22 protein-coding genes are annotated in these 20,753 nt (G+C 40.2%); all 22 read right to left on the reverse strand.

What is annotated here, in order from left to right:
• Positions 1–6: 6 nt before the first annotated feature.
• The 22 genes from QM450_RS00640 to QM450_RS00745 all read right to left on the reverse strand — a co-directional run bounded on the left by QM450_RS00640 (position 7) and on the right by QM450_RS00745 (position 20,741).
• Positions 7–387 carry an arsenate reductase family protein gene (locus QM450_RS00640; RefSeq protein WP_138027049.1) on the reverse strand — a complete coding sequence of 127 codons (381 nt, stop codon included), beginning with the start codon at positions 385–387 and terminating at the stop codon, positions 7–9.
• Entirely contained in the window at positions 380–829 is a 450-nt protein-coding gene (locus tag QM450_RS00645; protein ID WP_070889446.1) for a hypothetical protein, read from the reverse strand. The genes QM450_RS00640 and QM450_RS00645 overlap by 8 nt, the downstream gene beginning before the upstream one ends.
• Positions 813–2,171, reverse strand: coding sequence for a DNA (cytosine-5-)-methyltransferase (gene dcm, locus QM450_RS00650; RefSeq protein ID WP_414287264.1), 1,359 nt, complete (start codon positions 2,169–2,171; stop codon positions 813–815). The genes QM450_RS00645 and dcm overlap by 17 nt, the downstream gene beginning before the upstream one ends.
• Before the next feature lie 98 nt (positions 2,172–2,269).
• Positions 2,270–3,046: a replication initiator protein A gene (locus QM450_RS00655; protein ID WP_414319347.1), complete on the reverse strand. Its 777-nt coding sequence runs from the start codon at positions 3,044–3,046 to the stop codon at positions 2,270–2,272.
• Positions 3,043–3,216 carry a hypothetical protein gene (locus tag QM450_RS00660; protein WP_000159607.1) on the reverse strand — a complete coding sequence of 58 codons (174 nt, stop codon included), beginning with the start codon at positions 3,214–3,216 and terminating at the stop codon, positions 3,043–3,045. The genes QM450_RS00655 and QM450_RS00660 overlap by 4 nt, the downstream gene beginning before the upstream one ends.
• Before the next feature lie 509 nt (positions 3,217–3,725).
• Positions 3,726–4,613 carry a peptidoglycan amidohydrolase family protein gene (locus tag QM450_RS00665; protein ID WP_414319348.1) on the reverse strand — a complete coding sequence of 296 codons (888 nt, stop codon included), beginning with the start codon at positions 4,611–4,613 and terminating at the stop codon, positions 3,726–3,728.
• A gap of 2 nt (positions 4,614–4,615) precedes the next feature.
• Complete coding sequence (locus QM450_RS00670) at positions 4,616–4,948, reverse strand: phage holin (protein WP_414319349.1); 333 nt, start codon at positions 4,946–4,948, stop codon at positions 4,616–4,618.
• Between the two features lies 1 nt (position 4,949).
• Entirely contained in the window at positions 4,950–5,384 is a 435-nt protein-coding gene (locus QM450_RS00675) for a phage holin family protein (RefSeq protein WP_060955027.1), read from the reverse strand.
• 11 nt (positions 5,385–5,395) lie between these two features.
• On the reverse strand, positions 5,396–6,001 hold the full coding sequence (locus QM450_RS00680) for a DUF1366 domain-containing protein (RefSeq protein ID WP_414319350.1): 606 nt from the start codon (positions 5,999–6,001) through the stop codon (positions 5,396–5,398).
• Positions 6,002–6,055: 54 nt separating this feature from the next.
• Positions 6,056–8,110 carry a DUF859 family phage minor structural protein gene (locus tag QM450_RS00685; RefSeq protein WP_414319351.1) on the reverse strand — a complete coding sequence of 685 codons (2,055 nt, stop codon included), beginning with the start codon at positions 8,108–8,110 and terminating at the stop codon, positions 6,056–6,058.
• Between the two features lie 11 nt (positions 8,111–8,121).
• The gene (locus QM450_RS00690; protein ID WP_414319352.1) at positions 8,122–11,943 is read right to left on the reverse strand and encodes a phage tail spike protein; all 3,822 of its coding nucleotides are present in this window, start codon (positions 11,941–11,943) and stop codon (positions 8,122–8,124) included.
• Positions 11,943–13,445, reverse strand: coding sequence for a distal tail protein Dit (locus QM450_RS00695; RefSeq protein ID WP_414319353.1), 1,503 nt, complete (start codon positions 13,443–13,445; stop codon positions 11,943–11,945). The genes QM450_RS00690 and QM450_RS00695 overlap by 1 nt, the downstream gene beginning before the upstream one ends.
• A complete protein-coding gene (locus QM450_RS00700) occupies positions 13,442–17,482 on the reverse strand; it encodes a phage tail tape measure protein (RefSeq protein WP_414319354.1) in 4,041 nt (1,346 codons plus the stop codon). Before QM450_RS00700 ends, QM450_RS00695 begins: the two co-directional genes overlap by 4 nt.
• A gap of 57 nt (positions 17,483–17,539) precedes the next feature.
• Positions 17,540–17,779 (reverse strand): hypothetical protein, encoded by a 240-nt coding sequence (locus tag QM450_RS00705; RefSeq protein ID WP_414285367.1) that lies wholly within the window; start codon positions 17,777–17,779, stop codon positions 17,540–17,542.
• Positions 17,772–17,924 (reverse strand): hypothetical protein, encoded by a 153-nt coding sequence (locus QM450_RS00710; protein WP_414285368.1) that lies wholly within the window; start codon positions 17,922–17,924, stop codon positions 17,772–17,774. Before QM450_RS00710 ends, QM450_RS00705 begins: the two co-directional genes overlap by 8 nt.
• Positions 17,925–18,169: 245 nt before the next feature.
• A complete protein-coding gene (gene gpG, locus QM450_RS00715; RefSeq protein WP_261049524.1) occupies positions 18,170–18,463 on the reverse strand; it encodes a phage tail assembly chaperone G in 294 nt (97 codons plus the stop codon).
• Between the two features lie 49 nt (positions 18,464–18,512).
• Entirely contained in the window at positions 18,513–19,142 is a 630-nt protein-coding gene (locus QM450_RS00720) for a major tail protein (RefSeq protein WP_414319355.1), read from the reverse strand.
• Positions 19,129–19,509: a hypothetical protein gene (locus QM450_RS00725; RefSeq protein ID WP_414319356.1), complete on the reverse strand. Its 381-nt coding sequence runs from the start codon at positions 19,507–19,509 to the stop codon at positions 19,129–19,131. The genes QM450_RS00720 and QM450_RS00725 overlap by 14 nt, the downstream gene beginning before the upstream one ends.
• Positions 19,506–19,913, reverse strand: a complete 408-nt coding sequence (locus QM450_RS00730) for a hypothetical protein (RefSeq protein WP_414319357.1) — start codon at positions 19,911–19,913, stop codon at positions 19,506–19,508. The genes QM450_RS00725 and QM450_RS00730 overlap by 4 nt, the downstream gene beginning before the upstream one ends.
• Complete coding sequence (locus tag QM450_RS00735; RefSeq protein ID WP_414319358.1) at positions 19,906–20,298, reverse strand: phage head-tail adapter protein; 393 nt, start codon at positions 20,296–20,298, stop codon at positions 19,906–19,908. The genes QM450_RS00730 and QM450_RS00735 overlap by 8 nt, the downstream gene beginning before the upstream one ends.
• Entirely contained in the window at positions 20,282–20,458 is a 177-nt protein-coding gene (locus tag QM450_RS00740; protein ID WP_414319359.1) for a hypothetical protein, read from the reverse strand. Before QM450_RS00740 ends, QM450_RS00735 begins: the two co-directional genes overlap by 17 nt.
• Positions 20,451–20,741 carry a hypothetical protein gene (locus QM450_RS00745; protein WP_033585804.1) on the reverse strand — a complete coding sequence of 97 codons (291 nt, stop codon included), beginning with the start codon at positions 20,739–20,741 and terminating at the stop codon, positions 20,451–20,453. Before QM450_RS00745 ends, QM450_RS00740 begins: the two co-directional genes overlap by 8 nt.
• Positions 20,742–20,753 lie beyond the last annotated feature (12 nt).

Consider the following 20,753-nt stretch of genomic DNA (forward strand, 5'->3'; position numbering starts at 1 on the left):
TCTCCTTTAGTTAGATAAATAATGTGTTTGTGCCATGTAAATCAATTGTTTCGTATCTCTTGGCAATAAAGCTCTAGCCTCTTCCAGATTCAGATTTGGATAAACTCGCTTATTTGAAACCGCAAGAGGAAGTCTGATGGTTAGTTCAGGATTTTTTAATATCATTTCGATGAAATCTGTTAATCTGAGGTTATCTCGATTCTTAAATCGTAATAAATTGGGAGATAAAAACTCAAAACAATCTGAAGAATAGCTCATCATCTCAATTAATTTGTCCTTTGTCATTTCAGAAACTGAATGACAAGATACCTCTATGCCATACTTTTGAAAGAAATCCAAAAGAAGTTGATTTCTATGACAATTTTTACTTAGATAGAGATCAATCATGGGAGACCTCCAAAAGATTCGGTTCCATTTGATATTCTGAGACAATTAAGGAATCTAACAAATTTGAGAAGTTAATCGGATTCTTATCTTCATCAGAAGCTTTTACAGTTACTTGGGTTGTAAGTATTCCCTCTTTTCCCTCGGCTCGATAGCCTTGTCCATATAAAATAAAAACGAGATTTTGATGATCATCTACAAAGGCATCAACCCCATTCTTTATGTCTTGACTTTCAAGGAATTCCATAACGTTTTGAAGATAGGACTCATAAAATAGTGGGTAGTTGTGTTTTTTATGGTAATCATCTAAAAATGTTACTTCAAACTCACATGGATAATTGGGTATCAAAAATAATTGTTCATCCAGCTGTTTGATTTCTGCATCATGTAATTCTGTTTCTAATTCATCACAATCTAGTATTGATTCTTTATTTAATGCTTTCATCTTTTTCCTCTATTTCTTTTAATTTCTTTGCGATTGCGGCAATCACAGGAACGGTTACACTATTACCAGCTTGTTTATAGAGCTGACTATTACTAGAGACTTTTCTAGCAGCTTCAAAAGCCCAATCAGGAAAGCCCTGCAAGCGAAAACACTCTTTAGGAGTGATTCGTCGTATCCTCAGACGGTAAAATTGTCCATCTATTAATACACCGGCTACATGATAAACTTGTTTATCTTCTCCTTCATAACTAGCAACTACTACTCCCATTTGTCCACTAGTTGTTAACGTATTAGCTATACCTTTTCCAACTCTACCACGACGATACTGAGAACTTGGTCTTTCCAAATTAATTGAATCTCCTATTTCTGCTTGAGCGTATCCTTTTTTCGTTGCTTCCCGTACTTTTAGAAATTTGATTGGTTCTGGAATTAGTATTTTGGGAATTTTATCTCCACCTTGCATTGTAGTCAGTGTTGGAGATAACCCCTCACTTCCATAAACTCGACCAGTTTCCTTAAAGCTAGTTGGTAAATCTCCAACAACGACAATACCATGACGATCCTGAGTATTTAAAGTAAACATCGCCTCTTGGTTTTCCTTAAAGCGTCTACCATTTTGTCTCTTGTCTAATCTATCTGGTGTCATACAAGGAATCGCAACTTTAAATCCTTCTCCTTTTCCACGAACTAAGGTTGGTGCAAGACCTTCTGAATAATAGACTTTTCCACTCATTCCACTTTTTGATGGATTCAAATTCCCTAGTGTTTTTAAAGTCTCAGAGTTAGTTGCTTGACCTTCTCGTCTGAAAGGAAATAGGAGTCTGGTACCTTTCTTTCTAGAATGTCCGATAATAAACACCCTCTCTCTGTTTTGGGGAACGCCAAAATCCTTACTGTTAAGCACCTGCCACTCAACATCAAACCCCAACTCATCAAGTGTGGTAAGAATTGTGGTGAACGTCCGTCCCTTATCGTGATTGAGTAGGCCTTTAACATTTTCAAGAAAAAGAAAACGTGGTTTGATTTGTTTGGCCGCCCGAGCAATTTCAAAGAACAAAGTTCCTCGAGTATCTTCAAATCCCAATCGTCTTCCTGCGATTGAAAATGCTTGACAAGGGAATCCCCCACAGATGACATCGACTTTCCCTCTAAGTTTTTTAAATTCGTCATCTGAAACATCTCGTATGTCATGAAATTCAATTTCTCCTTCCGTTTGAAAAATGGACTTATAAGATTCTCTAGCAAATTTATCAATCTCACAAAATCCAATACACTCGTGTCCGACACTTTCCATTCCAAGTCGAAAGCCACCGATACCTGAAAATAAATCAATAAATCTCATTTCTTTATCACCCCTTTCTTATCGACTATCATTGTCAGAACTGTCACTCCACTTGAAATGACAATGAGCATAACTAATATCCACTCGATTGACGACATTTAACCACCTCCTTTTCTAACACGGTTGTTCCAAACGGAATACAAGCCATTAAACACAAATTCAGCAAGCACTTCCGCTCGTCTAACAAAGCGAACATTATCTAGAGCATACCGATAGATTCTCTCAAAATCAGTCATAGCAATTTCACTGGCTGTTTCAGAAAAACCCTCTCGTCTAAATTGATCTTGCACCAATCCACAAATATAATCTCGATCATATTTTGTGACCTTCTCTACTTTTCTTTTCAAGATAGGTTGAGTATTCCTATCCTCCTCCTCACTAAATAAAGAATCAGTCTCACTATATTTAGTCTCACTAACTTCAGTCTCACTAGGGGCTGAATATGAGACGGGGGCCGTTTCATTTTCAACCTGCCCTAGTCTCTTTTTAACACTAGGCCTGTCAGAAATAGATACTGGGGTAGAAGATAATTCCCCTAAATAAATCTTATTAGCTAGTCTTCCTTTCTCACTTGAAGTCTGTTGAACTTCATCAATTAAGTCATATTCTTTAAGAGTCTTTTTGATGGACAGTAATTTGGACTTCGAACAACCCAACAGCCTCATCAGTTTAGAATTAGAAAATACTAAATAGACCGCGCCTTCCTCATCTATCCAACCACGATTGAGAGATAATTCTAAACGATCTTTTAAAATAGAATAAGCCACCTTTACTTCTAGTTTCATATCCATATATTTCTCATCTTCAAAAAGAATTTTAGGTAATTTATAATACCTTTCTGAAGTTTGGTATTGATTTGCGGTAATTCGTTTCATAGCGCTCCTCCAAGTTCTTTGAGTATTAAATCTCCACTTGATTCCAATCGAACCAAGCCACTTTTTTCTAATTCAGCCATAAGAGAGATGGCTTCAACAATGTCAATTCCCATTTCACGTACTAAAAATGAAATGACAATATAGCGTGATGATTGTAATTCTTTTGTCATTTTCCCTCCATAAAATAAAAAAAGGAGAACAATATTCAACTGTTCTCCAAAATAATTTTATTAAAAAGAAAAACCCTGCCAAATTAATTTTTGGTAGGGTTTTTGGCAGGAAACTAAATTAATTTATCAGTTTCTAAAATGTGTTCACGATTCTAAAAGGCTGATACTATAGTATTCCGAATTCTAATTGGTATATGCCTCTTATTTAAGAGTAATTGCAAAACACTATATAGATGAACAAATATACACCTAAAAAGGCTTAAAATAAGCCTTTATGCGTTGCAAAATACATATTATTTTTACCATAAAAATACAAAAGTTTAGACCTTATGCCCCTTTTTTGCCCCTTTTTTAAACAAAAAACACTAGTTGCCGCTAGCATTTTGAAAGTGGGTAGATATTCGATTATCAGCTATATTATACCACATTTTAGGTCAGACCAAACAAAAAAACCGCAAGCTACTGCCTGCGGTCTAGTGCACTATATTTTTGATTCTTTCTGTTTTATTTTATTTTGTAGTGATGAGCCCATCAGGCTCCACTGTAAATGCAGCCTTGTCAGCCAATCGGCCATCAGGAAGAAGCATATACCAACCGTCATTATAGCGAATGAAGCAATCAGACTTCATGTCTCCGTTTGTAGGATCAAGATAATACCAGTTATCATAATACTTGATCCAGCCGGTCTGCATTGAACCGTCACGATTGAAGTAATACCATTTTCCATTGATTTTCTTCCATGACGTGGCCATATAGCCATCCTTGTCAAACCAGTACCAATAGCCGTCTGTATGCTTCAGCCATTTCTCAGAATACATATACCCTGATTCATTGAAGTAGAACCAAGATTTGTTTTCTTCGATATATTCGAATTGAGCTTTTGGATAAGAGCCATTTGCGCGAACCCACCAATAGCCTGTATCATCACGTTGCCATCCTCTCTTGACCTCTTCGGCTGCTGCAGATGAATTCGTCAAGCGATACACATAGTAGTAAGGTCGTCCTGCGTAGAGCCAAATATCGTCATGATCATTCACTGTGATACCATCGAAACGATAGTTACAGTGGATAATGTTATCACTATCCACGAAGATGCCAGTATGCCCGCCTGCTCCGCTAGAATAGCCACGACGACCCCAGATGAAAACATCCCCACGCTGAGCATCCCACGGAGTGTTCTCAGAGATGAGCTCATATCCGTTCTTTTTGAGCCAGTCATGTTCATACTCAGTATTGACCGCCCAACCTGCTGATACGGCTCCAGCACTCAATAGAGCGTAGTAGATTGAACTTGAGCAATCGTAAGAGTCAGGTCCATTGCGGTCATCCATACTATAAGATACTTGACCTTGTCGTGCACGCATCCAAGCAATAGCTGTTTCAATGTTTACTGCCATAATCATTCTCCCTTCCAGCTATCATTCATCTGTTTAACCGCTGACTCGACAAATGTGTCTAAGTCCTTATCTGTCATACTAATGTTATATTTGGCGAGCTCAGCTCTGACTTTATCACGAGCTTGCTCCAGCTTTTCTTGACCTTTATAGCCCGTTTCAGAAGCGACCTGCTCCACGGCATTGACCGCATTTTTAGCAAGGATTTCAACAATCTTGATGGTCTTTTCACCGCCTTTTTTGACGAGATATTCCTTGACTGCCTTAACTGCTACTCCTGCCAAAATGACAAGGATGCTAACTGCTCCGTTTGTGATAATTTCTGTGATTTGATTCATGTTATTTCTCCTTTTCGTCAAATTTGTCTTTCTGGTCAATATTTACTAGTAATTGACCTAGTTTTCTAGCATTGTCCTTCTTGATCTGGTTGATGTACGGTTTTAAAAACTCAGGGAATGCCCAACCAATCGCTTCCCAGTTCTCAAGTACCGAGCCTAGATAGTTAGCAATGAAGAACATCGTCCAGGTAATTCCTAGCGGACGAACACCAAGCGAACGAGCATACATCGCAACAAGTAAGATGACAGTGAATACTACGAAATGACGAATCAATCCCATAGTGCCAATCTTACTATCAAATCGCTTAGTTTTAAAGGCCTTGACATATCCCGTTACAATATCCAAAATCATGAGCCAAAAAAAGATATGGATGTACGGACTGGATGAGAGGTTCTTCAGATGTTCAATAAGTTCATGTAGTGGTAAGTCTCGCATATGCCCTCCTTCTAATCAATCTGTGGCATGACAATGGTCAATACACCTTGCTGCAGCATCTCGGCAAGAGCCTGTTCTTTCCAAGTGTAGCCCTCTGTGGCTTGCATTTGAAACTTGAAAATAGTCTTGGTTCCTTTTGGCCATTTAGCATTTGTCTCAAATGGATAAGGCATGGATACGATATCACCGTTCGAGTATCGTGTACCTTTGACAAGAGGCTTGATAAACGCTGCTACTTTTGCGTAAGCGTAGGTAGGCATTCCTCCATTTTGAGAGATGCCCAAGGCAACCAAGACTTCAGTGATAGCTGAGACTGTATCAAGATTTTCCTTGTTCTCAGTGGTAGCTTGTTCCACCTTGGCTGCCATTTCCTTGTTTTGTTGCAACTGAGCTTCTACCTGGTTAAATTTCTCCTTCTCAGCACGCTGTGGGAAATTCTCCTGATAGAGAGCCTCCAGAGCAAGCTCGAAAAGCTCTGTGTTTGACAAACCGATTTTATCAGCTGGTAGCAAGATAGGCACAATAGCGCCATCTGAGTTGACAAGCGTGACCTTAGTCGCTGATGCTGTTCCGCTTGCATCAAATTCTTGGGACTTTGTCCCGTACTCTAATTTCATATGTTCTCCTTTTGATTTAATTATCTAAAAAATTATTGGGATTTTTTACGGTTGTTAAATTTTGAATGAAACGTTATCAAAGTTGAGCCATGTAGCATCAACGTTCTTTCTTACAACTATTTCTCCCGACGTTAAAATGCATAAAAACGCGACTGTAAAATCGTCGTTAATTGCAAAAACATAAGTTCGGTGTAACGGTCTAAATCCTACAGGTAATTGAGCTATAACCGTTCCATAAGCTGTCTTCCCTTTCGTTCCGACTCCACGCAAATACACAACGCCGTCAAACGACTTGGAATACTGGACATTGTTGTATTGCTGATGATGTTGCCATCCGTTTTGCAAAGATAAGTCCCTCCAAGGTGTGGGCTCGCTTTCTGATTTTAACAATGCTACATAGTCAGAGTTATTAGTTGATTCTGATTGTTGCACTACATAGCGCCATGGTCTCCAAACGTTATCATATCCGTACTCACGGACTGCCATATAGCCATCCGAAGAAGTAACCCTCTGGATACACTCGTTAGTGGTATGTAATTTATAGCATTCTAAAATACAAAAAGCTCCTAAAGGATTGTTAGCAAAGTCTGCCCCGACTTGCCACAAACCAGGGATTTTCATATTATTTAAGTCTTTATTAAAAGAACCGTGAGGAGGAATTGCACCGCCGAAATTAGAAGTCAGTTGATACTGCTGAATAGGCTGGTCATTAGCGTATATATTGCCTTTCACATCCAGGGCGCCCTGCTCTCTGATTTTGTTAACGCCCACCCCTGACCTGTCGTAAGATAAGACCACGCTCTCTGTAGCCACATTGACCATGAAGTCAGATCGTGTGAATTTGTCCTCAAGCGTGCCGATTACAACCCAGGACTGATTTGCTAGATAATTGCCAGCAAGATTAGCCTGTGAATTGACTAGACTTGAGATACTTGTCCAGGATCCAGTAGCTGGTCCTGTATCTACTTGATAGTTAGCAGTCCCAAGTCGTGCCACCTTGAAGGTCAGCGACATTGTATTCTTTTGACTTCCTGAGACAGTCAAGGGCGCTATCTTGGCATTTCGTGTGACTGTCAGAGTACTAGAGGTTGAGCCTGTTCTAGCAATGCTAAAGCTCAAAGCTGGTGCAAAATACTCAAGCACGGTCACAGATACCTCTCTAGTATCAGACCATCTACCACGGCTATCAGATACACTAGCTCTGATTTTGATTGTGCCGTGATAATTCATAATGCCCAGGCTCCCACCGTTTGAACTCGTAGACTGGTTTTTACCAACAATTTCAGCATAGTATCCAGTGATGGATGAGCCGTAAGAACCAGCTGCGCCATTAAACGCTACTTTGATGTTAGAAATAACCTGGATGAACGTGTCAGAATTCGGGATAAGGTTCTGTGCTGCAGAATTCAAATCTGACAGTGTAACCCCTGAAAATGTAGGTTTCACATTCGCTGGCACGCTAGCCGTCAAAGTTGTTGACTGCGTTCCAGTCTTGGTAGAGCCTGAATACGTATCAACGTAGATTGTACCTGTACCACTAGCAGAGTTTGGGATGTCGTTGGAAAAGTCAAGAGGGATCATCCATGTTGTGGATGTGTCTACATTGCTTGCAATCGTTCCTGACTTACCTGCCCATGAATAGCGCACTATATGCTTGAAACTGGAGCTTTGACGGTTGATGTTGATAGTAACCGAACTACCAATAACTCCAGCGCTCACGCTTACAGAGCTTGAACGTGGGATAGTCGTTAGGCTGAGGCTTGCTGATACCGTGATAGTCCCATGCAGGCCATTATTCGGATTGAACGTACATGATATAGGTAAGGTCTTAGTCCCATCCGCATTGTGGCTGATTGTGCTTGAACCACTAGCAAGCGTGTACTCCTCTCCTGATGTCTCCCACGTCGGATAGCTGTAATGCACGTTACGGCCATCCAGATTAAGAGACAACGTACTGTCTCCTTGATAGTTATGAGTATAGTAGGCGCCTGTACGACTAACTGTCATCCGCCAGTTGACGGTTGATGTGTTAGCCGCAATGCTCTGAGAGCCTTGCTCCACATAGACATTGAGATACAAGCTCCCACTTGAATTACTAAACTTTGCCATACTTCCTCCTTTTAGCCTACATACCTGATAACGTTCATATCAGGTATGAGGTGGTATTGTTCTTCTCTAAAGCGTCCTATCTGGATAGTCTTAGAGAAAATCCCGTTCTCAATGTGGATAACACCTTGAGAGATATACATAACCTCGACACCAGCGCTAAACATTGAAATTCGTCCGTTAGGATTGAACATCATACTAGAGCTACCATCGTTCTTGCCAATGACAAGACCCTCATTAGATGAGCTCATATAGCTATCGATGAAATCCCAGCGATCAGATAACTCTCCCAAATCTTTAGCAATATTAGAGACACGCTGACTAGCTGAAATCAAATCTTTCTCAGCCTGCGCTCTTGCAGCCTCATTGGCCTTGACAAAGTCCTTGTAAGCCTTTATCCAGTTATCAAGCGTATCAGCGCTAGCCGTAGCTTCAAGCTCAGCCTGGATAATTCCAGTTTTCTCATTTAGAGCGTTGAGTTGCTCCTGAGTTAGTGCTTGGTCAGCTTTAGAGTCTATATCCCTCTGAACATCTTCAGGAGCTGGAGACCAGTCTGTCTTAATGGTCCCTTGCTCAATCTTCACGTCCCATACGCTTTTTACAGCTTCCTTATGGTAAGTATTAACTCGTAGATGATAGACACCTGTCGGCTTATTCCAAATGATTTTCGTTCCTGTGGTACCTGTCTTGAGGTCTGATACAATTTGATAATTTCTGATATCCTTGTCCATAATCCAAAGAACTACGTTATCGGATTCTTTAAGTCCATCATGATGAGCTGTAAAGTTCCCGTCCGTTTTGGCAGAAATGATATATTCCTGCCCCTGTTCCATGTAAATAGACGTATTTCCTACATACAGAATGTTGTTGTCAAAATTTGCTGGCTTTCTATCTGGAAGAAAAGGCCCTTTCGAACCTCTTAACAAGTTCCGACCACCAACCTCAACTTTAGCCCACCGATCGGCCCATTTGTACTTAGTTTTATCTGAGCTATCGGTTTTTTCATAGTCTGAATAATGACCAAAATAACGCTGTCCGTTATCTGTCATTGTCAGACCAGAACCATCCACATTGTCAGAATACGCAAAGTGAACATAAGGTGTTCTTCCATCTGCTCCTGGTTTACCTGGTAGCCCATCGGCACCATCACGACCTTTCCATCTTATCCAGCGATAGTCAGTAGGATTTCTGCTATCTGTTGGATTAAAGTCAATGTACACCCCAACAAAGGCTTTATCAGTGTTTGTTTGACTGAATCCACTACCTGTTGCATTATCAGCATAGGCCATGTGAGTGTACTGTGTACGTCCATCAGCTCCTTTAGGCCCCGGAATCCCTTGGTCACCCTTAGCACCTTGCAAGCCTTGGAGCCCTTGTAAGCCACGATCTCCCTTTTCGCCTTTTTCTCCTCTATCACCTTTAGGACCTATTGCTCCCTGGGGTCCAGGGTCTCCTTTTCCCCCACGTACACCAATAACAGTAGGGTCTGTTGTCTTACTTGTACCGTTTGTGTATAGCTCAACTCGATAATTCCATAAATAACGCTTGTCTGATGTGATAGGCTGTGGCGTAGTTGTCCACCCTGCACTTGCTCTTGTGATACCTGTTGAGACTGTAGTAGCTAAATAGTAATTAGTTACATTAGAAATACCAGTACCATCTTCCCCTTTTATCAACGTCCACTTATACACTCTGTAATCTGTACTATCTACCTGAGTGTAATCTGTGTATGTTCCTATATACGTTTTATTTGTACTGTCAGTAGTTGAGAAACCTTGCGATCCGTTATTTGATGTGGCGTAAGCTATATGTAAGTATGGCGTCCTACCATCTGCGCCAGCCTTACCTGCCACACCATTTGCACCATCAGAGCCTTTTACAAGTGTCCAATTGTAATCAGATGGAGTATTGCTATCAGCGCTATTAAAATCAACATACATCCCGATATAAGCTCTATCAGAGGTACTTACAGAAAAATCCTTAGTTCCATCAGCGCTATTACTGTAAGCTATGTGAGTGTATTGAGTACGGCCATCTGCACCATTGCGACCAGGTAACCCTTGTTCACCTCGTGCCCCTTGCAAGCCATCTAAACCACGTTGTCCTGGTTCTCCTTTATCGCCTTTTTCTCCCTTGTCCCCTTTTACTTTAGCCCACTTGTATTTTTTAGGGTCTGTGCTATCATTTGGTTCAAAGTCGGTATAAATACCAATATAGAGTTTATTGATTGAGCTGTCAGGACTAAATCCATCTGTTCCTGTTGCATTATTAGCCCACGCTGTATGCACATAAGGAGTGCGACCGTCTCGCCCTGGAGTTCCAGGTGTACCAAGTTTTCCATCAACAACATTAACAAGCGATATCTCATCAACAGCAACCTCTTTATTTCCAATGTAAGCCGCTACTGTCAGAGTGACTGTATCTGTTACATTTGAGCCTCTAACTAAGTAAGTCATCCCTGTTGTCACTTCTCCATCGAGCGCCCAACGCCAAGTAACACCAGCAACAACTGGTTTTCCTCCCTTGTATAAGGTTGGGGTTATTAGACTCTGGCCAATCTGATTTTTAAAAATGATACCGTTACTAGTTGAAAGTTTGATTGTGTAAGGTTTAGATTGTTCAAATAAGCGCTCAAGTACCTCTTGTATGCCGTCTGATAACTGATTTTCCAGGGCTTTAAAGTTTGAAAAGATTGTTTTGTTGCTTGATGGGTTTGAAAAACTGATTTTTTGTTCAGAAACACGAGCTTGAACTATCAATAGTGGGTTGAATCCCTCATCATGAATTTTGACTGTGTCGCCGATTTCGACATCTACAAAGCCATCAACTTCATAAGTGATTGCTGGATAGCAATGTTTTTTTAGTTCATTATATGCTAGACGTCGCAATTCTTTTGGATCGTCGGTATCGTAACTAAAATCTTTTCTTGTGTACTGGTCTAGTTCACCTGTTGAATGTGTGAATGTTGATGGATATAGCTGCATAGAGATTGGAGCAACAAGATGAGCCCCTAATTGATAAAATTCACAAATTCCATCCTTGTTGTACTTTTTCCACTCATCAAGACCTTGTATTGTAACTACTTCTTCAACTTCTTCACCAGATCCATTTTTTAATCGTCTTTTACCAGTTGGCCGGATTGAATTGAAAAGACCTGTCTTATCAACTCTACGGGTGATAGAAGTGATATTCTTGCCATATTTTAAGCTTATATCGTTTCTGATACGACCTACACCTTGATGTGCGTCATCATTTTCATGATAGACGTTGACACTAAACTTTTTGATTGTGCTATCAGCGTTTAATTGTGTATCAAACTCAATCTCAGCATCAAAGCGTTTGGCAAGACTCAATAGACGGGCTAGTTTGGTTTCTTGCCCTTCCCATTCAAGAGTACGTTTATTATCTGATACTTCATTGATGCCAATAACAAGATGGGTATAGTTTAATAAATCCATAGCTTCGCAATACTCAGCAAAGCTCATAGCCTTTGTAGCCTTGTAAGGATTAGCTACCTCATTGATTAACTCAAGATTGAGGTTTTCACAATAGCATTTAATTGTCTGCTCATTTTCTTCAACCTGCATAACGTTGAAAATAAAGCTCTTTCCATGATATTTGAAAGATACCCACGCCCGTTCATTCAGATAAGAATAGGCTTTTTGGGTTGGAGTGTCTGACTTGATAGACTTTTTAAATACAGTGAATTCAAAAGTGGATGATCCTGTTTGTAAACTTCTAGTCCAGGTATCGTTGTAAAAGTTAAGTGTGCTTTGCTTGCTGTTATCAACAAAAGCAACCTTTCGCAAGTTCGCGTCATGAATTGTTAATAGCATTATAGCCACCTTTCTTCAAATTCGATTGTCACGGTTGGTTTTTTCTTTATAAAACTTGAAAAATACATCTCAATTTTAGACTCTCCAGGCGGTATAGATAGCCATTGTGAACCATCGACAACCTCTCCAGCTTTAGCGATACCATCAATATAGACCGTATCATCTTCACTGTTGATTACAACATTTGAACCCATAGGATAACGGTTAGGAATGTCTCTTGATGCTTGTACAAAGTCCTTACGATACATCAACTCATCGAGATACAAGTGAGGGATGATTGCTTTCCCACGAAAAGCACCTATCGTAACATGTATCTTAGCTGACTTTTTGCCTTTGATTTCAGGGACAATAAAGTCATAGTGCGAGCCATTATAATAAACTTGAACTCTCTCGTCGTTTCTTTGTAGTTCAAATTGACCTTTTGAAAGTGCAAACGGATTTGTATTTTTGTCGCTAGAAGAGTCAAAAAGCAAAGTTTTTAAAAAGTTATATCCACCAGCGTTATCTGTCGCAAAGACATTAAATCCACAGTATAGACCGTTATAGCGCTTATAGGTTTCAATTCCATACAAAAACTGACCTGCTGTGTCAGATACAGCTACCTTAATAAAGCCACATTGATTGATTGACTCTAGCTGATAGACCAATTTACAAAATAGATAATCATTGAGTGAGCCTTTCTGACCTGTTGAGTCTGCAGGTATCTCCCATGAAAGCCCTGCGCCATAATTCTCATTGTAAGCCCCGCTGGCCTGCTCTCTTACCTTTATACGTTTTTTTCCATCTACTGTGGTCAGTTCTGATGTTCCCGTTATATTGTCCCATCTGCTATTGGTCACTGAGGTATTTTTCACTGCTCTAGCAAAGCCGTCAGCGATTTTGTCTCCTCTAAAATCAAGCAAGACCTCAGACCGTTTGACTGGTTCAGTATCAGCCTCCTCACGGTTTCCCATCTCAAAAGCCGTATTATTATTGACAAGACCAATATAACCATTTTCAGCATTATGCTTAACTCTGATAATTGGAAATGCCTCAACGGTTCCGTTGTTTACTAAATCAAAAACCATTTTATCGGTTGTAGTTTGTGCATTTGAATCACTATTGAAATTCTTATAAGCTGAGCTATGGGCTACACCGTCTGGAACGATGAACTTAATAGAGCCGTTTGAACGTCTCCCGCTTACCTCTTGCATAGAGATATCATCGATTGCCATGGCCAGATAATACTTATCGGGCTCATCTGAAAATGTCAATTCTTTAGGAGCATCAACATTAAAAATACCCGCAAGCTTATGCTTGAGGGTATTCCTGTCTTTAGACCAGATGGAAAAGTCCACCTTGATATATTTTGCATCAATGGTTTGTTGCTGGATATTCACGCCAATTCTTGGTGCACGGTCAATTAAAATAGAACGATTATTCCCTACATCGCGTTGAATATCATGGATTTCAATAAGGTCTCGAAAATCAGTTTTATTGAAACGCATTGTCACTTCACTCATTCAAGTACTCCTTTCATTCTTAGTGTCATTCTTTCTCGCTCTCTCTGCTTCTTGGTTATAATATCCGTCACTACAGAACTATCCATATAAGTATCTGTGTCCTTGTTAAGGATAGCAGTAAGGATTTTCTCCATACTTGCTCTCAGAATCCTCATCTCAGACACAACTTTATCTGTATCTTGCCCCTTATTTGTGTATTGGTGTTGAACAACAATATTTTGTTGTGCTTGTTCCATTTCTCTAAGAAATTTAGCGTCACTCGGAATCCCGATACCTGAAGCGTACTTAGGAACGCCCATTTCATGCATCAGACGTCTGGTCTTATCTGCTCGCAATACCTTAGATCCTCTAGGGAGTGGAAGAAGGACATTTCTTCCTTCAGGAATGAAACTTCTGCCGTCTGGAAGAGTAACAAGCTCTTTATAATTACTATTCCTTTGGTCATTGACAATAGCGAGACCACCAGGGTGATAATTGGTCCCGTGGGCATGCTTGCTTGCAAAAATATTGGTAAAGAAATTACCAGTTACACTATCAATCCAGCTTCTAATGCCCGAAAGCACCCCAGAAGCATTGTCTCGAGCGTTGATAGTAACAGTTTTGTCCTGGATACCATTGACACCACTCTGAACCTCATTAACAGTTCCTTGTGTATTGTTTTGAGCCGAAATGCCAATAGGAGTGTTTTGCTTAATAGCATTGATTTCACTACTTGTCTCGTTTCGGACAGCACCTGTCAAGTCTGTCGCATTAATATCAACTGGTTTATGTTGACGAATAGAATTTACACCGTACAATACCGACTCTACAGTGCTTGGTGTATTGTCAATCGCTTCAATTGGTAATTGCTTACCAGTCATCATATCGATACGACCTTGGACTACCTTAATATCGCTACTAGCTAAATCTTTTAAAGTCAATGCTTTTTCGCTCGGTGTCATTAAGTTCCACTGAGTCAATGCTTGCTTAGCACCTTCTGCACTACTTAAAAAGCTTTCATTCTTACCAAGAATTTCTTTTACCTCAGAAGGCAAATCGTTCCATTGTAACATCAGTTCTTTGCTATCCAAGATAGCTTGTACCGCTGGTTTGCCATTCACAATTAGTTCTTTTTCTTCTGGAGATAACTGCTCCCACTGACCGTTTGCTACAAGAGCCTCTCCGATAGTCAAACGAGCATTAGTCTCAAGATTCGCTTCTTTAAGGATGAATTGCATGGCGTCCCATCCACCTTCTGCTTCAAGGGCCTTTTGCACTTCTTCAACTGCATTTGTTTTCAGCTTACCAGTTTTTTCATCCCATACCATGGAATTCCACTGAGTGTTTGCAAGCTTCATTGATTCGGTTGCATCTTTAGCAGTTTGTGCCCACATGCTATTACCTTCTTGCACTTTTGAGAAGGTATTTTGGAACTTGATGGCCATTTCATCGTAAGTCAATCCCATTTCTTCAGCTCGTGATTTAAGCTGATTCATGATACCTGTTAATGCTTCCGGGCTAACTTGCAAGGTTTTCAAAAGTCTACCTTGTAAATCGTTCCACTTCTGACTATATGCTTCCATCTTAGCTGTGTGTTCAGCTTCCAACTGCTCCATTTTATTCTTGATCTCAGCGCGAGCTTTAACAGATTTTTCATCCTCGCCTTTGATTTGTTCCATGAGTTTCTTGTATCCGTCCAAACGTTCTTGGTAAGAAGTTTGTTCATCTTTGACCCATTTCTCAGTTAATTCAGTGGCTTTTTTTAGCTGTTCTGTATTTAATTCATCGGCCTGACCATTGAAAGCTTTAATCATGTTGATACGTTCTTCGCCAGAATATTCCATCAACTCTAACTGTGTATTGATAAGTTCATTCTGATTTGCTAAAACAATTGCTTTTTCCTCTTCAGAAAGTTTTCGATGATTATTAGCTGAGTTTTGATAAATTTTGATAACCTCGTCTGACATCTGTTGCACATTATTTTTAACTTGATTAGAATGCTCAGTTAAAGCTTGAATCGCTTCATCACTAAGTCCTAACTTTTGTGCTAAATCGATGTCTTTGGCTAAGTTTTCATCAGCTAACTTTTGAATCTCAGTAGCTAGCTTTTTGACAGACTCAGTTACCTTATCGACACTAGCAGCGCCTGATCCAAAATCTGTCATCGCATGGTTTGCTTCATCTACTTTATCTTTGAAATCTTGAAGTTGATTTGCTTGATCCACGCTAACGCTTGCCCCCCATTCTTGAGCACGTTGTCTGGCTTCATATGCTTTGTGAGCAAAGTAAGCAATTGCACCCCCAACTGCAAGTGTCCCAAGAACTACAGCTCCTGTAGGTGTAAAAGCAAGTCCAAGTAATGTTCCTGCTTTTGACAACAATCCTACACTTGCACCAGCTTCAGCAGCGGTTGTCCCTACTGCTGATATGTTTCTTGCTGTGTTAAGTAGCTCAACTCCCTTCCCAGCGATTTTAAATACTCCTCCGAGGGTTGTTGAGAAATTACCCAGCATATTCAAAGCAGGGTAGGCAACTGCTGCACCTAGTCCAACTTTTATCCAAAAATTTTGTACTTCTGGGGAAGCCTTTGAAAAACTCTCTATGATATGATTAACCTTCTCAATTAGAGGGCTTAAAGTTGGCAACAACTTTTGACCAATATTTACCTGCAGTACTTCCAGATTAGCTTTAAAACGTTCAACTCCATTTTTTGAAGAGTTCATCAACTCTCTAGCAAGTTTATGAGTATACCCACGAGCACTTTCAGTTTGTTTTGTTAGATTCCGAAGTGCATCTCCTCCTTGATTAATCAAGGCATTCATACCTGTTTGAGCCTCAATACCAAAGGCACGGGCAATTGCAGAAGATTTTTCTGCATCCGTCCAGCCCTCAGTAGATTTCTTGATTCGATCGATAATATCTGGCAACTTCAATGCACCAGACTGGAATTCTTCAACGCTAAACCCTAATTCACGCATTGCATTCGCATTAGATTCAGAAGGTTTCAATAATTTCGATAAAGCACCACGTAATGCCGTACCGGCCTTCTCACCAGCTATACCATTGTCAGAAAGTAGACCAATAGCAGCTGAAGTCTCTTCAATTGACATACCTAGCGAATGAGCTACTGGCCCAATATATTCCATAGCAAGTCCCATATCTGAGAATCCAGCTGATGTTTTATTAGCTACATAAGTCAGACTGTCAGTAACCCTGCCAGTATCCTTAGCTTCTAGTCCAAACTGACGCAAGATGTTTGTAGATGCGTTCATAACCACGTTAAAGTCATCGCCAGATGCTTTAGTAGCATCTAGGATGCTTGGCATAGCAGCAATAGTCTGATTAGCATCAAAACCTTTCTTAATGATTTCTTGCATTCCTTCGTTAATAGATGCCGTAGAAATCCCATATTGTTTCGCCCATCCTTTGGAACTCTCGCCTAACATTTTTGTTGTTGTATTTAGTTCTTCAACAGTAGGTACAGTGTCTGCAAGGAGTGATTTTGTGGTGTTCATCTGGTCCTCGAACTCTATTGCTTTACGAGTTGCTAGTGTAAATCCTGTAGCTACTAAAGTCGATACTGGACGCATAGCGTCTCCCATACCACGCAATTTCCCACCTAGCCACTCAAACTTTTCCCCTTGCTTTGATAACTGATTCGAAATTTTACCAGCCCAGCTATTTTCACGACCAATATCTTGCAAGGCTTTTTCAACCCCACGTAGCTGGTTTTCCATCGCTGCCAACTTAGCATTCTCACGCTGAATATCAGCTGCAGCTTTATCAAAGTTAGCTGTTCCAGGGTCTAGCTTATCAAAACTTTTCTTCATCTCATCCAAAACTTTACGTTGTGAATCAATAGCTTGTCCTAAAGTCTTGTATTTAGCTTGAAGTAAGCTAGCATTTTTTTCATTTCCTTTCAGAGTACTATCCAAAGAACGGACATTGTTTTGAAAATACTTTACAGCATTTTTTGCACCATTTAGAGTAGGGTTGAACTTCGACACGTCCAGCCCTAGCTCGATATACATCTGACCTAACGGCGTTCCGCCTGCCATATTGTTCCTCCTTTTATCTCAAAGTAAATAAAAAAAGCCCTTACGGACTCTTTTCATTTATTTATATCGTTGCAGATTACGATAAGCAAATTCTACACAAGCTAATAAAGACATTCCACCAATTGCTATCAAAAACAAAGGAATCAACGGTGCATAAATTAACAACATGATGAAAGGCGCAAAGATTTCATCCATATCATGATTAAAGATATAAATAATCGTATAGATATAGAAAGCCAAAGCAGAAATAGCAACACCTAACCAAATACGTGCCCAAATCAATCCTTTTCTACTCATCTTGTCCTCCCAGCTCTCTATAGAGCTTCTCTATCCCTTGACGGATCGTTTCTGATCGTCCTTGTTGTAGCTTTGTTGATATAAAATTTAGTTTATTTACAATTTTCTCATCAACTCTCGCTCGTATAACAAATTGCTTATCCATGTAGCCACCATCTTTTCAACATTATTATACTCCTGTGTAGCTACATTTGCAAGTTGAAAGCTATATAGTTCCCAACAAATCAGCCAGGTCTATAACTTCTTCTCTCTCACTCGTTTCCATCGTTCCCAAGACCCCCATCAAATCCTCCCAACTCGTATCCATCACATCACGAATACTCATTCCATAAGGTCCCTCTGTGACATGCTTGATAAAACCATAGAAACGCCGCAGAGCCTCACTAGACTCTAATTTGTCCCCTTTGGGTCTACGTCACCAACCAGATGAGCGTAGACGTCCGCAAAAATTTCGATGATACGAGCAAAGTCTGTATATTTCAGCAACTGCTCCGCCGTCACATCTTCAAAGAGACCGGCGATAAAGTCCAACTGCCTATCCAACTTTTCCACGTCAGACATGTCTTTAGACATTGCCTCATTCATAACCAGATAGTCACGATAGTCCATAGTCGTGATTTCCTTACTAGTCTTGAGAACATCCTCACCTTTCTCGTTCTTGATTGTAAATTGTACCTTAGCCATGTACTTTCCTTTCTAGAAAAAAGATAAAAAGAGAGCTTGCGCCCTCTTCCTACGCTGCAGCGGTCATGTTTAATTGACCCTTCAATTTCTTCAACTTTTCAGCATCCGATCCATACACAATTGCACCATATCGACCATTAGTTGCAGCATCTGAACTAGCTGTCGCAGCAAAGTTCACATTAGTGGTAGCTAACTCGTTAGCCTTATCCTTAATCGTTTCAAAATCAATAGCATCCATAGAAAGCTGTCCTTTGTAAAAACCATAGTAGACTGGTTCCCCATCAGCAGTATTACTTTCAATGAGAATTGAAACATTCTTAGCAACGGTGTCTGCACCGAAGTAATAGATACCATTATCATTGCCATACCCCAAAGCATTAGTATATAAAGCTAATGGGACATCAAGTAAGCCCATCTCTACCTTAACATCACCTACCCCCCGATTGGAGACGTGATAAGCAACATTACTGCCGTAAGTCTTTACAGGATCGCTAGATAATCCAGTTACTTTAGCAGTCTGTGTAGCCCCTTCATTATCTTTACCTTCTAGCGTGAAGAGGTTCTCTCCAACTGTTGGAGTCTTTCCATCATGCACACGAATTGTGACCGATTTAAGGCCAATAAGTGCAGTTCCTTTTACTTTTGTCATTTCTTTTTCCTTCTTTCTAGTATTTACCATACAAAGCACTCTGACCCTTGTAAGTCCGAGCGTCTACATAGCGTTTGATATCAGGGATCCATTGATCCAAACCACCTTCAGTCTGATAAAATCCCTGATGTTCCATTATTTTTTCAATTTTGCCTTGGAGCTCTTTACACTCCACTCGATCGGTAGACTCTACATTGATTTGATAGAGAAAAGTCTTAGCCAAACTAGTATTACTACCGTGAGCTGTCTGCATTGGAGGTCCGACAGGGATAATGACAATACTCGTCTCGTCATCTCCCAAAGTATCAGGACGTTCAAATGACTTGATACTAATACCAGATAAAGACTCATCCTCTTTCAAAGCGTTGTAGAGTTCAGTTAATTTGTCCTTAATCATCTAAATCCTTCAATTTTCAACTGATTGGCTATTCGATATTTATATTTTTGAGCATTTGCCTCTGAAAAACGTCTAATCACACCAAATCCTCTTGGATGTGCTTTCTTTGCGTAGCCAAACTCATTCAAGTGAACCAAACGCCAACGAGAACCCTCACCAAAACCAATTTTCACAACAGGAACACTTACAGCTAATCCAGTTACACGTCCAACAGTAGCACTTTCAATGGTTTCTCCTGTGTCTTTAAAAACTTCCAAAGCACCTTTAAATTCCTCCAGAGTCTCATTTGCGACTGCCTTCAATGCTCGACTAGTTGCACGCTTAACCTTTGTATCTCCAAGGTGCATCTCAAGATTCCTCAAAACATCATCAAATCCTTTTAGATTTGCTCCACTACTAGACATCACGTCCACCTCCGATAATGACTATCAAAAAATCTCGATTATCATAATCAGGACGCACATCAATGACCTGCCATTTCTTACCAACTAGACGGATATCCCCAACTTCGACAAAATGCCGACTTTCAGGCTGATAATCTGTCAAAGGGTCACGAATTTTCAAAGTCATCTTAGCTTTCATCGCTTTTCCAGTCGCGATCTCAATATCTTTGAAACTAGGGGAGTAAACTTGGCCCATCGTACAAAAAGCCTTCTTGTAACTCACATCACGACCATCAACCCCCTCCTTGACTTTAGAAGTATAGAAAGTCAAGGGGGTCCTCAGGTCTCCATTTTGAGACTCAGGCTTTTTGTAGCGATAGTTAGGACGATTAGTCTGATAGGACATCAGGCGTTGTTACTTCTGGTTGTTTTTCTGACCATTCAACAAAGTCAGGTAGCGCTCCATTGATTTCATCAAAGCGCTCTTTTGTCGCTTCAAACTCTTGGCCAGTAGAGCGAAATACCCCTTCTTTGAGGTCATAGAAATCTTTTAAAACCTTAATCATGTTTTTCCTCCAATTTGTAATTTTCTAGTGATAATGCCATCAAATCCCCTTGAAAATTCCCGTAGAAAAATTCAACTTGATCATTGTAGACATATCGAGCACGTTCTAAAATAAGCTCTCTCACTCGTGGATCAGCAGAGTCCTTACTACCGACCAGACTGAGGATGGCTGACTCAGAACTTTCCAACATTTTAGAGAGGTTGTTATCCTCTCCAGTATGAAAAATCCTCATCCGCTCCTTGAAAGATTTAAGGAGTGGATGAAGTTGTTCTTCTGGAGTCATGGCTCAACTCCT

The organism is Streptococcus infantis (genome assembly GCF_047464615.1).
Lineage (GTDB): Bacteria > Bacillota > Bacilli > Lactobacillales > Streptococcaceae > Streptococcus > Streptococcus infantis_Y.

Coding starts and splice junctions, on each gene's coding strand:
- QM450_RS00640 (WP_138027049.1), bottom strand. CDS start 387: ATGATTGATCTCTATCTAAGTAAAAATTGTCATAGAAATCAACTTCTT.
- QM450_RS00645 (WP_070889446.1), bottom strand. CDS start 829: ATGAAAGCATTAAATAAAGAATCAATACTAGATTGTGATGAATTAGAA.
- dcm (WP_414287264.1), bottom strand. CDS start 2,171: ATGAGATTTATTGATTTATTTTCAGGTATCGGTGGCTTTCGACTTGGA.
- QM450_RS00655 (WP_414319347.1), bottom strand. CDS start 3,046: ATGAAACGAATTACCGCAAATCAATACCAAACTTCAGAAAGGTATTAT.
- QM450_RS00660 (WP_000159607.1), bottom strand. CDS start 3,216: ATGACAAAAGAATTACAATCATCACGCTATATTGTCATTTCATTTTTA.
- QM450_RS00665 (WP_414319348.1), bottom strand. CDS start 4,613: ATGGCAGTAAACATTGAAACAGCTATTGCTTGGATGCGTGCACGACAA.
- QM450_RS00670 (WP_414319349.1), bottom strand. CDS start 4,948: ATGAATCAAATCACAGAAATTATCACAAACGGAGCAGTTAGCATCCTT.
- QM450_RS00675 (WP_060955027.1), bottom strand. CDS start 5,384: ATGCGAGACTTACCACTACATGAACTTATTGAACATCTGAAGAACCTC.
- QM450_RS00680 (WP_414319350.1), bottom strand. CDS start 6,001: ATGAAATTAGAGTACGGGACAAAGTCCCAAGAATTTGATGCAAGCGGA.
- QM450_RS00685 (WP_414319351.1), bottom strand. CDS start 8,110: ATGGCAAAGTTTAGTAATTCAAGTGGGAGCTTGTATCTCAATGTCTAT.
- QM450_RS00690 (WP_414319352.1), bottom strand. CDS start 11,943: ATGCTATTAACAATTCATGACGCGAACTTGCGAAAGGTTGCTTTTGTT.
- QM450_RS00695 (WP_414319353.1), bottom strand. CDS start 13,445: ATGAGTGAAGTGACAATGCGTTTCAATAAAACTGATTTTCGAGACCTT.
- QM450_RS00700 (WP_414319354.1), bottom strand. CDS start 17,482: ATGGCAGGCGGAACGCCGTTAGGTCAGATGTATATCGAGCTAGGGCTG.
- QM450_RS00705 (WP_414285367.1), bottom strand. CDS start 17,779: ATGAGTAGAAAAGGATTGATTTGGGCACGTATTTGGTTAGGTGTTGCT.
- QM450_RS00710 (WP_414285368.1), bottom strand. CDS start 17,924: ATGGATAAGCAATTTGTTATACGAGCGAGAGTTGATGAGAAAATTGTA.
- gpG (WP_261049524.1), bottom strand. CDS start 18,463: ATGGCTAAGGTACAATTTACAATCAAGAACGAGAAAGGTGAGGATGTT.
- QM450_RS00720 (WP_414319355.1), bottom strand. CDS start 19,142: ATGGTAAATACTAGAAAGAAGGAAAAAGAAATGACAAAAGTAAAAGGA.
- QM450_RS00725 (WP_414319356.1), bottom strand. CDS start 19,509: ATGATTAAGGACAAATTAACTGAACTCTACAACGCTTTGAAAGAGGAT.
- QM450_RS00730 (WP_414319357.1), bottom strand. CDS start 19,913: ATGTCTAGTAGTGGAGCAAATCTAAAAGGATTTGATGATGTTTTGAGG.
- QM450_RS00735 (WP_414319358.1), bottom strand. CDS start 20,298: ATGTCCTATCAGACTAATCGTCCTAACTATCGCTACAAAAAGCCTGAG.
- QM450_RS00740 (WP_414319359.1), bottom strand. CDS start 20,458: ATGATTAAGGTTTTAAAAGATTTCTATGACCTCAAAGAAGGGGTATTT.
- QM450_RS00745 (WP_033585804.1), bottom strand. CDS start 20,741: ATGACTCCAGAAGAACAACTTCATCCACTCCTTAAATCTTTCAAGGAG.